General features: G+C 67.5%; 15 protein-coding genes and 1 tRNA gene. 6 read left to right on the top strand and 10 right to left on the bottom strand.

The genetic code is table 11. The features are described from left to right. Positions 1–36: 36 nt before the first annotated feature. From ACFTR6_RS19640 to ACFTR6_RS19615, 6 genes are all read right to left on the bottom strand, one after another. Positions 37–1,452, bottom strand: a complete 1,416-nt coding sequence (locus tag ACFTR6_RS19640; RefSeq protein WP_377959161.1) for an MFS transporter — start codon at positions 1,450–1,452, stop codon at positions 37–39. Continuing rightward, a complete protein-coding gene (locus ACFTR6_RS19635; RefSeq protein WP_377959160.1) occupies positions 1,449–1,997 on the bottom strand; it encodes a winged helix-turn-helix transcriptional regulator in 549 nt (182 codons plus the stop codon). The genes ACFTR6_RS19640 and ACFTR6_RS19635 overlap by 4 nt, the downstream gene beginning before the upstream one ends. Before the next feature lie 32 nt (positions 1,998–2,029). After that, entirely contained in the window at positions 2,030–3,349 is a 1,320-nt protein-coding gene (locus ACFTR6_RS19630; protein ID WP_377959159.1) for a glycosyltransferase family 87 protein, read from the bottom strand. Beyond that, on the bottom strand, positions 3,346–4,506 hold the full coding sequence (locus tag ACFTR6_RS19625; protein WP_076801087.1) for a cystathionine gamma-synthase: 1,161 nt from the start codon (positions 4,504–4,506) through the stop codon (positions 3,346–3,348). The genes ACFTR6_RS19630 and ACFTR6_RS19625 overlap by 4 nt, the downstream gene beginning before the upstream one ends. A gap of 32 nt (positions 4,507–4,538) precedes the next feature. Beyond that, positions 4,539–5,924 (bottom strand): cystathionine beta-synthase, encoded by a 1,386-nt coding sequence (locus ACFTR6_RS19620; protein ID WP_377959158.1) that lies wholly within the window; start codon positions 5,922–5,924, stop codon positions 4,539–4,541. A 65-nt stretch (positions 5,925–5,989) separates the two neighbouring features. Then, positions 5,990–6,391 carry a VOC family protein gene (locus ACFTR6_RS19615; RefSeq protein ID WP_076801084.1) on the bottom strand — a complete coding sequence of 134 codons (402 nt, stop codon included), beginning with the start codon at positions 6,389–6,391 and terminating at the stop codon, positions 5,990–5,992. A 153-nt stretch (positions 6,392–6,544) separates the two neighbouring features. On the opposite strand from ACFTR6_RS19615, the gene ACFTR6_RS19610 reads away from it, so the two are divergent. Then, the gene (locus ACFTR6_RS19610; protein ID WP_377959157.1) at positions 6,545–7,564 is read left to right on the top strand and encodes a DNA-3-methyladenine glycosylase family protein; all 1,020 of its coding nucleotides are present in this window, start codon (positions 6,545–6,547) and stop codon (positions 7,562–7,564) included. 68 nt (positions 7,565–7,632) lie between these two features. Here the strand turns inward: ACFTR6_RS19610 and ACFTR6_RS19605 are convergent, their stop codons facing one another. Then, entirely contained in the window at positions 7,633–9,306 is a 1,674-nt protein-coding gene (locus ACFTR6_RS19605) for an AMP-binding protein (RefSeq protein WP_377959156.1), read from the bottom strand. A gap of 100 nt (positions 9,307–9,406) precedes the next feature. On the opposite strand from ACFTR6_RS19605, the gene ACFTR6_RS19600 reads away from it, so the two are divergent. Further along, positions 9,407–9,685 (top strand): putative quinol monooxygenase, encoded by a 279-nt coding sequence (locus ACFTR6_RS19600; protein WP_377959155.1) that lies wholly within the window; start codon positions 9,407–9,409, stop codon positions 9,683–9,685. A 75-nt stretch (positions 9,686–9,760) separates the two neighbouring features. Here ACFTR6_RS19600 and trxA read toward each other — a convergent pair whose 3' ends face one another. Beyond that, the gene (gene trxA, locus ACFTR6_RS19595) at positions 9,761–10,198 is read right to left on the bottom strand and encodes a thioredoxin (protein WP_377959154.1); all 438 of its coding nucleotides are present in this window, start codon (positions 10,196–10,198) and stop codon (positions 9,761–9,763) included. A gap of 397 nt (positions 10,199–10,595) precedes the next feature. Between trxA and ACFTR6_RS19590 the strand changes: the two genes are divergently transcribed. Beyond that, a complete protein-coding gene (locus tag ACFTR6_RS19590) occupies positions 10,596–11,603 on the top strand; it encodes a LysM peptidoglycan-binding domain-containing protein (RefSeq protein ID WP_377959153.1) in 1,008 nt (335 codons plus the stop codon). 97 nt (positions 11,604–11,700) lie between these two features. Continuing rightward, positions 11,701–12,435 (top strand): potassium channel family protein, encoded by a 735-nt coding sequence (locus tag ACFTR6_RS19585; protein ID WP_377959152.1) that lies wholly within the window; start codon positions 11,701–11,703, stop codon positions 12,433–12,435. Between the two features lie 78 nt (positions 12,436–12,513). Here the strand turns inward: ACFTR6_RS19585 and ACFTR6_RS19580 are convergent. Both ACFTR6_RS19580 and ACFTR6_RS19575 read right to left on the bottom strand, forming a co-directional pair. Then, positions 12,514–12,595, bottom strand: a tRNA-Tyr gene (locus ACFTR6_RS19580). A 116-nt stretch (positions 12,596–12,711) separates the two neighbouring features. Next, positions 12,712–12,966, bottom strand: coding sequence for a hypothetical protein (locus ACFTR6_RS19575; protein ID WP_377959151.1), 255 nt, complete (start codon positions 12,964–12,966; stop codon positions 12,712–12,714). Between the two features lie 199 nt (positions 12,967–13,165). Between ACFTR6_RS19575 and ACFTR6_RS19570 the strand changes: the two genes are divergently transcribed. Further along, positions 13,166–13,657, top strand: a complete 492-nt coding sequence (locus ACFTR6_RS19570) for a YajQ family cyclic di-GMP-binding protein (RefSeq protein WP_076801068.1) — start codon at positions 13,166–13,168, stop codon at positions 13,655–13,657. Positions 13,658–13,786: 129 nt separating this feature from the next. Then, positions 13,787–14,242 (top strand): GNAT family N-acetyltransferase, encoded by a 456-nt coding sequence (locus ACFTR6_RS19565; RefSeq protein WP_377959150.1) that lies wholly within the window; start codon positions 13,787–13,789, stop codon positions 14,240–14,242. The last annotated feature ends 90 nt before the right edge of the window (positions 14,243–14,332 follow it).

The following is a 14,332-nucleotide window of genomic DNA, read 5'->3' as shown; positions in this document are numbered from 1 at the left end:
CCTCCCCCGGGGCGCCCGCCCAGTTTACAGAAGCGGCTAGTCTACTGAAGCGGCAGCCACCGCGGCGGGCTGCGGCCGTCCGGCGTCCTTGCGGATGGTGGCACTGATCACCGCGGCGATGGTGCACATGGCGGCGGCCCCCAGCCAGGCGTACGTGTAGTGGCCGGTGGCGTCCCGGATGGCCCCGGCTGCGAGGGCGGCCGCGGCGGCACCCAACTGGTGCGCCGCAAACACCCAGCCGAACACCACGCTGCCGTCGGCGCCGAACACCTGGCGGCAGATCGCGGCGGTGGGCGGTACCGTGGCCACCCAGTCGAGGCCGTAAATCACCACGAACACGATCATGCTCGGCTGGACCGAGGAGCCCAGCAGCAGCGGGAGCACCAGGAGCCCAATCCCGCGGAACTGGTAGTACACGGCCAGCAGGATCCTCGGATTGAACCGGTCGGTCAGCCAGCCGGAGGCGATGGTGCCCAGGATGTCGAAGATCCCGACGACGGCGAGCAGGCCGGCCGCTGTTGTCTCCGGCATGCCGTGGTCATGGGCGGAGGGGATGAAGTGGGTGCCGATCAGCCCGTTCGTCGTGGCGCCGCAGATGGCGAATCCGGCAGCGAGCGCCCAGAACGTGCGGTTCCGGCTGGCGCTCCGCAGCACCAGCAGTGCCCGGACGGCGGCGTTGCGGCGGGGTTCGGCGGGCGTTCCTGCTCCCACGGCGGGCGCATTTTCTGCAGGGGCAGCGGACGGTTCCTCCGCACCGTAAGGCAACACCCCGGCGTCGGACGGTGAGTTTTTCAGGAACTTCAGCACCAGCGGAACCACTGCCAGGGCACCGGCGGCGATGAGCAGCGAGGCCTGGCGCCAGCCCGGGTCCTGGGCGAGCACTGCGATGAACGGCAGGAAGACCAACTGTCCGGCGGCGCTGCCGGCGGTGAGGATGCCGATCACCAGTCCCCGGCTCCTGGTGAACCAGGTGTTGGCGATGGTCGCCGCGAACACCAGCGCCATGGAACCGGTGCCGAGCCCGATCAGCAGGCCCCACGTGAGGAGGATCTGCCAGGACTGGTTGACCAGCACCGTCAGGGCACTGCCGGTGCCGATCAGCGCGAGGGCGACGGCGGTGACGGCCCGAATGCCGAACCGTTCCATGAGGGCGGCGGCGAAGGGCGCCGTCAGCCCGAAGAGCACCAGGTTGATGCTCACCGCGGCCGACAGCACCGTGGTGGACCAGCCGAACTCCTGCTGCAGCGGCACCATGAGCACGCCGGGCGCGGCGCGGAACCCGGCCGCCCCGACCAGCGCCAGGAACGCGACTGCCGCAACGGTCCATGCCGGGTGCAGCCGGCGCCGCTTCTTAGGCTTGTCCTCTGGAGTTTTTGTCCAGATATCGTCCTCTAAAGACCCTTCAGGCCGCGATATCTGTACAAAAACCCGGGGCTCTTCGGAGGTGCTCATGCGCCCGTTCCTTTTTCTCCGCCGCCTTGTCCGCGGTTGGCTGTTGTCTCGGTGTGCTTGTGGGCCGTCGCCAGCGGGATCGGCTCATCGCTGCGGGTCAGGCTGTGCCAGCTGGTGTTCTCCACGGTGAGCCGTTCTCCGCACTCCGTGCAGGTGTCCGCGGATGAAGTGCGCTGCCCGCAGGCTGCGTGGACGATGTACACATGTGCCTGCTCCGACGGCGCCTGCAGGTGCTTTTCCGACCAGAGCACGACGGCGTTCAGCACCGGCAGCGCATCTTCGCCCTTGGCGGTGAGGACGTATTCGTGCCGGGTGCGGCCGCCGTCGTCATAGGGCTGCCTGGACAGCAGCCCCGCTTCGACGAGGGCGGACAGGCGCCGGGTGAGGACCGAGTCGGCCACCTGGAGGCGGGTTTTCATCGCGTCGAAGCGGCCGTTGCCGAAGAAGACCTCACGGAGGACCAGCATTCCCCAGGGGTCGCCGAAAATGTCCAGGCCACGGGCCATGCTGCAGTTGCGCTGGGACCAGTCGGAGCGGAGAGGCATGCTCCGACCGTAGCTGACTTTCTTGAAGAAAGCTAGCGCCGCGAACGGATCCCGGTTCTCGAGGGCCGGTAGGCGGCGGCCCAGTAGGCCAGGAGCGCCACGCCGCAGACCACGCCCAGGCTGGAGGCCACCAACGGCCACTGCGTCTGCGGGTTCACGCCCCACACCTCCGCGCCGGCCGCCATCGCGAGGTCCTTGGGGGCGAGGTAGAAGGCCACGGCCGACGCCGCCACCACCAGCCAGCCGGCCAGCCGCATGCGGCCGGTCCGGGAAGGGACGCGGTGCATGGCGAAGGCCATCGACGGCAGGGCCACCGCGATCCACACCCAGTGATGGGACCAGGACACCGGACTGACCAGGAGCATGAGCACCGCGGTCGCAGACACTGCCACGAAGTTCTCCTCCACCGCCACCGCCCACCTGATCACCAGAGCAGTGAGACCGGCGAGGGCCAGCGCGAGCACCAGCCAGAGCAGGCTGGTGGACCCCGAATCCGGCAGTCCGAGGTGGAGCAGCAGCCCCTTCAGCGACAGGTTGTCCACGTACCCCGGATCGCCGATGCGCCTGGTGTTGGGCAGGATTGTGGCCCAGAACATGGCAGAAGCATGGGGCAGCGCCGCCCAGGCCACGGCGATGGAGCCGAGGAAGCCGGCCGCCATCCAGCCCAGGGCCTTGAAATCACGGCGGACCAGGAAGTACAGGCCGAACGCGAGCGGGGTCAGCTTGATGCCGGCGGCGACGCCGATCAGCAGGCCGGCAGGCCAGCGGATCTCACCCGCGCGGGATTTTCCATGCAGCGCGAAGTCGGCCAGGATCAGGCCCATCAGAATGATGTTGATCTGCCCGAAGACGAAGGTGTCCCGCCACGGGCCCAGCAGCACGATCGCACCCGTCCCGGCCAGGGCCACGGTCCGGAACCGCCAGTCGGCAAACGCGTCGCGCCAGCGGGTCATCTCGAAGTAGTGCCGGGCAAGCCATGCCGACACCACCGCCGCGCCGCCCAGCGCGGCCCAAATGAAGAGCTGCCCGCTCTGGCCGAGCGTCATGGTGGCCAGGCCGGCGAACAGCAGCGCAGCGAACGGCGGATACGTGAACGGCAGGCCGTCCCGGGGTGCATACAGCTCGTTAATGCCGGTCTCGCCGGTCTGCAGCACCTTGGTGCCGCCGTAGTAGTAGACCTCGAAGTCGTTCATGTCCGGCGGGTACTGGGCGTACAGCACCTTCAGGGCAACGACGGCGGCAACCGCACCGGCCGCCGTCGCCAACCATCCAAGGGCACGCCGTGCCCTCGCCGGGCTGCCGGTCCCCGGCCCTGCACCGGGGACTTCCTGCGTCTGCGGAGAGGCCGTCACTGGATGTGCGTGAAGGCTTGCTCGAGATCGGCGATGAGGTCCTCGACGTCCTCGATGCCGCAGGAGAGCCGGATCAGGTTAACGGGTACAGCCAGTTCGGTGCCCTTGACCGAGGCGTGGGTCATCTCGGAGGGGTAGTTCATGAGCGACTCGATGCCGCCCAGCGATTCAGCGAGGGTAAAGACCGACGTCGATTCGGCCACCTTGCGCGCAGCGGCCTCGCCGCCCTTGAACTGGACCGAGACCATGCCCCCGAACTTCCGCATCTGCTTTTTGGCCAGCTCATGGCCGGGGTGCGAGGGCAGGCCTGGATACAGGACCGCTTCGACCTCCGGCCGTTCCAGCAGCCATTCCGCCACGGCCTGGCCGTTGTCGCTGTGCCGGTCCATGCGGACGCCCAGCGTCTTCAGTCCGCGAGTGGTGAGGAAGGCGTCCATCGGGCCCGAGACGGCGCCCACGGCGAACTGCACGAAGCCGATCTTCTCAGCCAGGCCGGCGTCCTTGACCACGACCGCACCGCCCACCACATCGGAGTGTCCGCCGATGTACTTGGTGGTGGAATGGACCACGACGTCGGCACCCAGGTCAAGCGGGGTCTGCAGGTAGGGCGACGCGAAGGTGTTGTCGACGATCAGGAGGGCCCCGGCGTCGTGCGCCACCTTGGCGAGCGCCTCGATGTCGGTGATCTTCATCAGCGGATTGGACGGAGTTTCCACCCAGACGAAGCGGGTCTTGTTGGCGGCGACGGCCGCCTCAACGGCCGCGAGGTCGGCCATGTCCACGGGGGTATTGCCGATCCCCCACTCGCCCAGCACGCGGCTGATCAGCCGGTAGGTGCCGCCGTAGGCATCGTTGCCGAGCACGATGTGGTCGCCGGGACGCATCAGCGCGCGGATCAGCGAGTCCTCGGCCGCGAGCCCGGAGCTGAAGGAGAAGGCGTGCGTGCCGCCCTCAAGCGCGGCAAGCTGTTCCTGCAGTGAGTCGCGGGTGGGGTTGCCGCCACGGCCGTATTCGTAACCGTCCCGCAGCCCGCCGATGCCGTCCTGGGCATACGTCGAGCTGAAGTGCAGGGGCGGAACGACGGCGCCGGTGCGCGGCTCGAAGGCCTGGCCGGCGTGCACGGCGCGGGTGTTGAATCCTTGGTTCTCTTCAGGCATGGGGGCTCCTTGATCAGTTGCTGAGGTAGGGATCAGTTGCTGAGGTAGGCGAGGAGGTCGTGGCGGGTCAGGATGCCGATGGGCGCGCCCACGAATGTCACCATCACGGTGTCGACGTCGGAGAGCAGTTGGCGGGCGGCGGAGATGGTTTCGAGCGAGCCGATCACGGGCAGCCGCTCCCCCATGTGCTCGGCGATCTTGTCCGTCAGCTTGGCCTCGCCGCGGAACAGCTTGGCGGTCAGGGACCGTTCATCCACGGCGCCGAGCACCTCGCCCATCACCACGGGCGGCTCCGCCGACAGAACGGGGATGTGGCTGACGCCGAACTCGTTCATGATGTTGATGACATCGCGGACGGTTTCGTTCGGGTGGATGTGCACCAGGTCCGGCAGTTCGCCCGTCTTGGACTTGAGGACCTCGCCCACGGAGGCCTCCTCGCCGCCCGAGAGGAAGCCGTAGGAGCGCATCCACTGGTCGTTGAAGATCTTGGCGAGGTAACCGCGGCCGGAGTCGGGCAGGATCACCACCACCACTGCGTCCTCGGGGAGGTCCCTGGCGGTGCGCAGCGCGGCCACCACGGCCATGCCGGAGGAGCCGCCCACCAGCAGGCCCTCCTCGCGGGCAAGCCGCCGCGTCATGGCGAAGGAGTCCGCGTCGCTGACGGCGAGGACCTGGTCCGGGACCGACTTGTCGTAGTTGCCCGGCCACATGTCCTCGCCGACGCCCTCGACGAAGTACGGGCGCCCCGTCCCGCCGGAATAGACCGAACCTTCGGGGTCGGCGCCGATGATCTTGACCCGGCCGCCCTCGGACTCCGGACGGTCCACCGAGACTTCCTTGAGGTACCGGCCGGTGCCGGTGATGGTGCCGCCGGTGCCGGCGCCGATGACGCAGTGCGTCACCTTGCCGTCGGTGTCGCGCCAGATCTCGGGGCCGGTGGTCTCGTAGTGGCTCAGCGGCGCGGCGGGGTTGGAGAACTGGTCCGGCTTGTAGGCGCCGGGAATCTCGGTGACCAGGCGGTCGGAAACGCCGTAGTAGCTTTGGGGGCTGTCAGGTTCGACGGCGGTGGGCGTCACCACCACTTCGGCGCCGTAGGCCTCCAGGACCGCTCGTTTGTCCTCGCCCACCTTGTCCGGAACCACGAAGATGCACTTGTAGCCTTTTTGCTGCGCCACCAGGGCCAGGCCCACGCCGGTGTTCCCCGAGGTGGGTTCAATGATGGTGCCGCCCGGCTTGAGCTTGCCGTCGCGTTCGGCTTCCTCAACCATCTTCGCCGCGATGCGGTCCTTGATGGATCCGCCGGGGTTCACGTATTCCAGCTTCACAAGGACGGTGGCCTTGACGCCCTCCGTGACGTGGTTCAGCTTGATGAGCGGGGTGTTGCCGATGAGGTCCAGGACCGACTGGGCGTACTTCATGGGTACCAACTTACCGTCTTGGGCCGCGGCACCCGCGCGGCCACGGCCCACGTTGGCCGCTTGCCTCAGCCGGCGGCGCCGCCGGCATCTGCCGGCAGGTTCTCCCAGAGCCCCAGGATGTTCCCCTCAGTGTCCTTGAAGTAGGCGTAGTGGCCCATGCCCGGGATGGTCTCCTTAGGCTTCACCACCGAACCGCCCAGCTGCTCGACCGTGCGCAGCGTCGCATCGATGTCCTCCACGTCCACGGTGATGACTGGCGTGGTCAGCTCCCCCTCCCTGGCCATCATGCCGCCGTTGATGGCGCCCGGCTCCGTAGGCCGGCCGTTTTCGTCCATCGGGGTGGTGATCACCACGTTGTAATCCATCTCCGGCATGGGGTCGATCCGCCAGCCGAGCGCCTGGTTGTAGAAGTTTCTTGCGCGGTCCTGGTCGTCCGCGGGGATTTCGAAATGCACCACTCCACCCATTGCGATCACCTACAGCTCGAAGGAAGGGACGCGGCCCACCCGCGCCACACTCGGGATTGTAGTCCGGGCACCATCCCCGGTTAAGGGCCTGGTGGAAACCCTCCCGGCGGGACGGGCGGCAGCTTTGTCAGTCCGGCGTGGGACGATGAATGCATGACCATTGCTGACGCCCCCGCCCGGCTTGCCGCCGCGGCGGACGCGTCCCTGAGGTGGCATCCGGACGGCCCGTATGACCTGCGCCGCACCCTCGGAATCCTGATGCGCGGCAACGGTGACCCCTCCTTCTCCTCGCGGCCGGACGGGCTGTGGATGGCGTTTACGACGCCGGATGGCCCGGTGACACTGCGGCTCACAGTTGCAGATGACCGGGCCGGATCTCCGACTGACCGGGCCGGATCTGCGCCGGACGGCGGCCCCTGCATCAATGCCCAGGCCTGGGGTCCAGGTTCCGGTGCTGCCCTCGCAACTCTTCCCCGGCTGCTCGGTGCCGGCGACGACTGGTCCGCGTTCGACGAGCCTTCCTTCGCCGCCACGCTCCCCCGCATGGTCCGCGAAGCCCGACGCCGCAACCCGGACGTCCGGTTGCCGTCCACCGGGCGCATGGTTGATTCCCTCGTGCCCACCATCTTGGAGCAGAAGGTCACCGTCATCGAGGCGCGGCGGAGTTTCCGCTATCTGATGTACCGGCACGGAACGCCCGCCCCCGGGGCCGGCACCGTCGCACCTCCCGGGCTGCTGGTCCGGCCCACCGCCGAGGGCTGGCTGCGCGTCCCGTCCTGGGAATGGCACCGGGCGGGTGTCGGCCCGCAGCGGTCGGCGACCGTCATGCGCGCCCTGCGTTCCGCCGTCGCACTTGAACGCCTGGCTGCCCTGCCGGCGGCCGAGGCAGCCGCCAAGATGCAGACCATCCCGGGGATCGGGGTGTGGACGGCCGCGGAGGTGGTGCAGCGGACGCACGGCTGCCCGGACTCCATCGCCGTGGGCGACTACCACCTGGCCGCCTATGTGGGCGCGGCGCTGACCGGACGGCGCACCGACGACGCCGGCATGTTGGCGCTGCTGGAGCCGTGGGCAGGGCACCGGCAGCGGGTGGTCCGGATGCTTGGCCTGAGCGGCTTCCGGAAACCCACCTTCGGCCCGCGAATGACCATCCAGGACCACCGCGCCCACTGATCTGGCGCGAACGTACAGTTGGGGCCCCAGGGAAACGCTTTCCAAGGGCCACAACTGTACGCTCGCGCTCAGAGACCCAGGCGGGCGACGGCTTCCTCGCGCATCTCCACCTTGCGGATCTTGCCGGACACCGTCATGGGGAAGCTGTCCCGCACCTCGACGTAGCGGGGCACCTTGAAGTGCGCCAGCTTTCCGCGGCAGAACTCCGCCACCGCGGCGGCGTCCAGCGGCGCGGCCCCGGGCTTGAGGATGACGCAGGCCATGAGTTCCTCGCCGTACTTGGCGTCCGGGACTCCGATCACCTGCACGTCCTGGACGGACGGGTGCGTGTAGAGGAACTCCTCGATCTCGCGCGGGTAGATGTTCTCGCCGCCGCGGATCACCATGTCCTTCATCCGGCCCTCGATCACCACGTACCCGTCGTCGTCCATCCGCGCCAGGTCCCCGGTGTGCATCCAGCCGTCCGCATCGATGGCCTCGGCTGTTTTCTCGGGCTGGTTCCAGTACCCCTGCATCACGGCGTAGCCGCGGGTACACAGTTCACCGATCTCGCCCCGCTCCACGACCTCCCCGGCCAGATCCACGATCTTGCTTTCCAGCCGCGGCATGGTGCGTCCTACGGTTTCCGTCCGTTGCTCCAGGGTGTCGCCGGCGCGGGTCATGGTGGACACCGGCGACGTCTCCGTCATGCCGTAACAGATGGCCACGTCCTTCATGTTCATCTCGGAAATCACCCGGTTCATCACCTCGACGGGGCACGGCGAGCCGGCCATCACCCCGGTGCGGAGCGTGGAGAGGTCGTACGAGGCGAGGTCGGGCAGCACGAGCTCGGCGATGAACATGGTGGGAACCCCGTACAGCGACGTTCCGCCGAAATCCTGCACGGCCTCCAGCGCGGCGGCCGGCGTGAAGCCCCGTCCCGGAATGATCGTCGCGGCGCCGTGGCTCAGTGCGTTCAGGTTGCCGATCACCATTCCGAAGCAGTGGTAGAACGGCACCGGAATCACCACCCGGTCGTGCTCGGTGTACCCCAGCAGCTCGCCGATGGCGTACCCGTTGTTGAGGATGTTGTGGTGCGTCAGCGTGGCGCCCTTGGGGAAGCCTGTGGTTCCGGAGGTGTACTGCAGGTTGACGGGATCGTGCGGACCGAGGCCGGCCATGCGGGCCAGCAGGACAGAATGCCCGACGGCGTCAGCCCGCTTCAGCAGCTCAGCGTAGGTGAGCTCCTGCTCACTTAGGGGGACGCCGGCGTCGAGCCCCTCCAATCCGAAATCCGGCAGGAACACGAGCTCGCGGAGGTCGGGGCATTCGGCGAGCGCCTGGCGGGCCATGCCCACGTAGTCGCTGTTCCGGTCCGAGGGTGCCGTGACCAGCATCCGCATGCCGTTTTGTTGCACCACGAACTCCAGCTCGTGGCTGCGGTACGAAGGGTTCACGTTCACCAGGACCGCCCCGATCTTCGCGGTGGCGTACTGCAGGATGGTCCATTCCGCGCAGTTCGGGCTCCAGATGCCGATCCGCTCACCCTTCGCGACGCCCAAGGCGAGGAGCCCGCGGGACAGCCGGTCGACGTCGTCGTTCAGTTTGGTGTAGCTCCAGCGGCGGGCGTCCGCGCCCGGCACGGGGGCGGCTTCGATCAGCGCGTCATGCAGCGGGAACTGCGCCACCACGCGCTCAAAGTTCTGGCCGATGGTTTCCTCGAGCAGGGGGACGTCTGCGTCCCCGGCGGTGTAAGCGCGCATGGTGGCACGCTATCAACTGGGCGGATGCCAGAGAAGCAGTACGGGGCCGCTTGACGTAACCGGTCAGGGCGCACTGCCGCGGGCCGGTATTGTGAAATCCATGAGTGCACCCATCGACCTGCAGGCCACGTTCATCCCCAACGACGGCGAATTCTTCCGTGTGAAGCTCGCCCTGGAAATCGCCATCGACGAGGTAGTCAACGAGCCCGGCTGCATCCGGTACGAGCTCACCGAGGCGACGGAGGAGAAGCTGGTCCTGACTGAGCGCTGGGAGACGGAAGAGGCCCTCGACGCGCACTCCAAGGGCATCGCCCTGCAGGACCTGAATGAATCCCTCAGCGCGCTGCTGGCCGAACCGGTCAAGGTGGAACGCCTCTAGTTTTTCGGCAACGAACAACGCGGGGTCATTCTCTGTCAGAGAATGACCCCGCGTTTTCTGGTTAAGAGAGAGCGCTTAGAAGTCCGGGATCTGCGAGCCGTCCTGCGGCCCGGCGTTCTTGGCTGGGGCGTTGTTAGCCGCTGCGGCGGCCTCGGCCTGGGAGCGCGCCACATGGGCGTGGACTTCCTCCATGTCGAGGGCCTTGACGGCGTCGATGACCTGCTCGAGCTGCGCGGCGGGCAGTGCACCGGGCTGCGAGAACACCAGCACCTTCTCGCGGAATGCCATCAGCGTGGGGATCGAGGAGATGCCTGCCTCCGCTGCGAGCTGCTGCTCGGCTTCGGTGTCCACTTTCGCGAAGACGACGTCCGGGTGCTTCTCGGACGCCGCGGAGAACGTGGGAGCGAACTGGCGGCAGGGGCCGCACCATTCGGCCCAGAAGTCCACCAGGACAATGTCATTGCCCTCGATGGTCGATGCGAACTGTTCACCTGTGATGTCAACGGTAGCCATGGTTCAACCGTACGCGAGCCGTGTCCGGAAGTCCCGCGGCCCGGAGTCTTGTTCGCTCCCCGCGTCACCGGGAATATTCCATGCCGGCCGAAGTACACCCGTTGCCCGGGGCGTCAGGGCCGTCCGGCATCCGGAAAATCTGCGGCTTCTGCGGAAAACAAGTGCCTGCTCCCGGAAAAACGAGTATTTCCTACTCGTGCACCGCCCGCCCGGTGCTTCCTACACTCGAATCAGGCTGGGGCCGGCACGTTAGCGAGCGTGCACCACTTCTGAATAGCGGTCATGCGCCCCCATATGCCGTGCTTCTGCCCCCGTGGGCCCGAGCGACTCCTGTGTCTGCGCGTCACCGTCCGCCGCGCACCCGGACATCCGCCTGCGCATCACGCAAAGGTCCGCCATGAACCAACAGGAGACGCCAGATCCCCCCGATACCTCTGGCCACAACAGCTTCGCCGAACCTGCTTCAGGGCGGCATGGACCGCTGGCCGGAAGGCCGGCCGCCCGGCTACTGGTCATTTCCGCCGCGGTATCCGCCGCCCTGTTGGCGGCCTCCGCGGGCGTCAGTGCCCTGGTAGCGTCCGACGGCGGGAACTCGGCCGCCGCCGTCGGCCAGCTTGTCGCCGTCGAACAGACAGCACCCTCGGCCCCCTCCGCAGCAGCGGCGCCGGCGGCCAATACGCCGGCGAAGGCCCTGGCGGCACCTGCAACCGCGGCGCCTGCGGCGAAGGCACCCGTGAAGACCGCGCCCAAGCCGGCATCGAAGGCAGCCGCCAAAGCACCAACCGCCGCCAAGGCGCCGGCGAAAACGGCAGTCGTCCGCAAAGCTGCGCCGAAGCCGACAACATACCGGGTGGTTGCCGGCGACACGGTCAGTTCGATTGCAGCACGCTTCAACGTCAGCACCGCGGGGATGCTCGCAGCCAACGGCCTTGGACCCAGCTCTGTCATCTTTCCCGGCCAGACGCTCAAGCTGACCGGACCCGCGGTGTCGGCGCCCGCACAGGCTCCCGCGCTTGTTCCTGCTCCTGCACCCGCGCCAGCGCCGGCACCTGCGCCGGCTCCTGCTCCAGCCCCGGCCGTACGGACCATCTACGTGGCCGGCGCCGGCGGCCAGGCGATGGTGGACGCCTGCATCGGGCCCATCCATTTCACGCCCACCGACGGGTACTCGCTCTTCATCACGGAGCACGATTTCTGCGGCGGCTGGGCGCGCTTCTCCGGAATCGGTGTCGGTGAGCGTGTGGACATTCCGGGCTACGGCTCCTACCTGGTATCGGCCCGCGGCCAGGTGCCGAACCCCGGGACCACCAATCATGTCGCTGCAGTGTTCGGCGGCTTCCCCCGGGCGGTCCTGCAGACCTGCATCCCCGGCACCACCCAGATGCTCGTCATAGCGCTGAACTGACCGGATTCCGCGACGGGTTCGGGACCGGCCGGGACACCAGGAATTCCCGGCCGGGAACGGGCGCGGCTGCTCCGGCCCCGCCCGTAAGATCATGCCCATGACTCAGCAACGCTACCGGGACCTTGCCGAATGGCCGCTAATGGGGACGGCCATCGTGTTCCTGGCGGCGTACGCGTGGCAGGTGATCGGCAGGATGGAAGGCCGCGGAGCCGAGTGGCTCGAGGCCACCATGTGGACCACGTGGGGCATTTTCGTGCTGGACTATGCGGCCAACCTGTGGCTGGCAGAAGACCGCTGGCGCTGGTTTGTGCGGAACCTGCACGAACTGCTGATCGTTGCCCTGCCGTTCTTCCGCCCCCTGCGGCTGCTCCGCCTGGTGACCCTGCTGTCGGTGCTCCACCGGACCGTGGGTGAAACGCTGCGGGGCAGGGTGGTGACCTACGTGGCCGCCTCCGCAGCCCTGCTGGTGTTCGTCGGCGCCCTGGCCGTTCTCGACGTCGAGCAGTCCGCTCCGGATGCCAAGATCCTCACGTTCGGCGACGCCGTGTGGTGGGCCGTGGCCACCATCACCACGGTGGGCTACGGCGATATGTACCCGGTGACTGGGCTCGGCCGCCTCGTGGCGGCGGCGCTGATGATGAGCGGCATTGCGGTTCTGGGCGTGGTGACGGCCGCCATTGCCTCGTGGCTGGTGCGCCGGGTCGAAGAGACAACGGTGGCAGCGGCCGAGTCGGCCGAGGAGCCGGTACTGACGGAGGTGAGCGAACTGGCAGCCGAGGTTGCCGCCCTCCGGCGCGAGATCGCCGAGCTACGGCGCGATCCTGCTCCCTAGGTCTGCGGAACCCAAGAAAGCAGGACCGGCAAGCAAAAGGCCTCCGGAACCAGTAGGTTCCGGAGGCCTTTCACAATGTGGCAGATGAGGGATTCGAACCCCCGTAGGCGTTGCCAGCTGATTTACAGTCAGCCCCCTTTGGCCGCTCGGGTAATCTGCCGAACTTCAAAAGAAGATCACCCCGGTTTTGTTTCCATCCCCGCGGGCAAGACAACCTTACAGAACTTCTGCCCAAGAATCGAATCGAGGGCCGCCGAGCCCGAAAAGCCCGCGAAATCAGGCTTCGCCGAGGATCCGGCCGGCGAGCCTGGCCTGGAACCGCAGCGCCTGCTCCTCGGTGATCTGGTTGAGCTGCACAGCCCGCTGGAGGTCCGCCTGCACTCCCTCCAGCCGGGTCGAGGCGTCGGCTACGGGGCTGAGGATGATGGATGCGGCCACGGCAGCGGCCGCCACGGAGGAGGCAGCGGTGGCGATGGTCCCGGCGGCTGCCGCGGTGGACTTGGTGACGTAGCGGACGGCCTTGTGGGTCATTGCTTTCCTTCCGAGCGGCTTCCAACTGCTACAACTCTGGGCACCGAAGCTTCGTTCCCGCCCTGACTTGGCTATGAGTGAACTGTGAATGCCGCCCACCTTCACTTCCCCGCCATCCGTACTACGCTGGAATCCAGATATCCCTACCCTGCCCGGAGCGTCACCGCCCGGGCGACGCACGCACCAGCAAAGGAGAGTCATGGCAGGCGAGTCCACATTCGACGTCGTAAGCAAGGTAGACAAGCAGGAGGTGGCCAACGCGCTGAACCAGGCGCAAAAGGAACTCGCCCAGCGCTACGACTTCAAGGGCGTGGGTGCCGAGGTCGACTTCAGCGGCGAGAAGATCCTGATGAAGGCGAACTCCGAGGAGCGCGTCCTGGCCGTGCTGGACGTGCTGCAGTCCAAGCTGATCCGCCGCGGCATCTCCCTCAAGTCCCTGGACACCGGCGAACCGTACGCGTCCGGCAAGGAATTCCGGCTGGAGGCCTCCATCAAGGAAGGCATCGCGCAGGACCTCGCCAAGAAGATCAACAAGCTCATCCGCGACGAGGGACCGAAGTCCGTCAAGTCGCAGATCCAGGGCGATGAGCTCCGCGTCTCGTCCAAGTCCCGCGACGACCTCCAGGCCACCATGGCGCTGCTGAAGGACTTCGACGAGGCCGACCTGCAGTTCGTGAACTTCCGCAGCTAGCGGAACGGGTCTGGCGACGCGCTACCGGTCTGCCGACGCGCTAATGGGCCGGCGACACTGGAATTCAGGTGTCGCCGGCCCATTAGCGCGTCACAGGCAATTTTCCGTGTCGCGGAGAAAGGACAGGACATGAACTTCGCGGTTACCCCTGAGCCGTGGGACGCCGAGGACGGCGCCGCGCTCCGCAGCATGCAGCGCGCCGAACTCGATGCCCGTTACGGCAGCGACGACCACGAGCCCGGATCCGCGCCGAGCGCCGAGGACATCAGCGTGTTCCTGGTGGCCCGCAACCGCGAGGGCATAGCCGTTGCGTGCGGCGCCCTGCGCCAGCTGGACTCCCGGTCCGCGGAAATCAAGCGGATGTTCGTGCTGCCGGACCACCGCGGAAGCGGCGCGGCCACGGCCGTCCTGCGAAGCCTGGAGGCCGAGGCCGCCCGCCTGGGCCTGGCCGAGCTCAAACTGGAAACCGGCACAGCCCAGCCTGACGCTATCCGTTTTTACGAGCGTGAGGGCTACCGGCCCATCGACAATTTCGGGCCTTACGCCGGCGAGCCGCTGTCCGTCTGTTACGCCCGGTCTCTCTGACGCGGCCTGCCTTGCCAGGCGACGCGCAAATTCCCACCCGCTGCAGGTATTCCGGCCGCGCCAGGGATTGTGCGCGTCGCAGAAAATTGT

This window comes from Arthrobacter sp. NPDC057009 (genome assembly GCF_042673905.1).
Lineage (GTDB): Bacteria > Actinomycetota > Actinomycetes > Actinomycetales > Micrococcaceae > Arthrobacter.
The sequence above is the reverse complement of the archived record's forward strand: the minus strand, read 5'-3'. Positions and strand labels throughout refer to the sequence as shown.

What these genes read in the sequence shown, in the direction of transcription:
- ACFTR6_RS19575 (WP_377959151.1), bottom strand. Translation starts at nt 12,966, where the DNA reads ATGACCCACAAGGCCGTCCGCTACGTCACCAAGTCCACCGCGGCAGCC.
- ACFTR6_RS19600 (WP_377959155.1), top strand. Translation starts at nt 9,407, where the DNA reads ATGAGTGCACCCATCGACCTGCAGGCCACGTTCATCCCCAACGACGGC.
- trxA (WP_377959154.1), bottom strand. Translation starts at nt 10,198, where the DNA reads ATGGCTACCGTTGACATCACAGGTGAACAGTTCGCATCGACCATCGAG.
- ACFTR6_RS19615 (WP_076801084.1), bottom strand. Translation starts at nt 6,391, where the DNA reads ATGGGTGGAGTGGTGCATTTCGAAATCCCCGCGGACGACCAGGACCGC.
- ACFTR6_RS19620 (WP_377959158.1), bottom strand. Translation starts at nt 5,924, where the DNA reads ATGAAGTACGCCCAGTCGGTCCTGGACCTCATCGGCAACACCCCGCTC.
- ACFTR6_RS19640 (WP_377959161.1), bottom strand. Translation starts at nt 1,452, where the DNA reads ATGAGCACCTCCGAAGAGCCCCGGGTTTTTGTACAGATATCGCGGCCT.
- ACFTR6_RS19610 (WP_377959157.1), top strand. Translation starts at nt 6,545, where the DNA reads ATGACCATTGCTGACGCCCCCGCCCGGCTTGCCGCCGCGGCGGACGCG.
- ACFTR6_RS19625 (WP_076801087.1), bottom strand. Translation starts at nt 4,506, where the DNA reads ATGCCTGAAGAGAACCAAGGATTCAACACCCGCGCCGTGCACGCCGGC.
- ACFTR6_RS19570 (WP_076801068.1), top strand. Translation starts at nt 13,166, where the DNA reads ATGGCAGGCGAGTCCACATTCGACGTCGTAAGCAAGGTAGACAAGCAG.
- ACFTR6_RS19590 (WP_377959153.1), top strand. Translation starts at nt 10,596, where the DNA reads ATGAACCAACAGGAGACGCCAGATCCCCCCGATACCTCTGGCCACAAC.
- ACFTR6_RS19565 (WP_377959150.1), top strand. Translation starts at nt 13,787, where the DNA reads ATGAACTTCGCGGTTACCCCTGAGCCGTGGGACGCCGAGGACGGCGCC.
- ACFTR6_RS19585 (WP_377959152.1), top strand. Translation starts at nt 11,701, where the DNA reads ATGACTCAGCAACGCTACCGGGACCTTGCCGAATGGCCGCTAATGGGG.
- ACFTR6_RS19635 (WP_377959160.1), bottom strand. Translation starts at nt 1,997, where the DNA reads ATGCCTCTCCGCTCCGACTGGTCCCAGCGCAACTGCAGCATGGCCCGT.
- ACFTR6_RS19605 (WP_377959156.1), bottom strand. Translation starts at nt 9,306, where the DNA reads ATGCGCGCTTACACCGCCGGGGACGCAGACGTCCCCCTGCTCGAGGAA.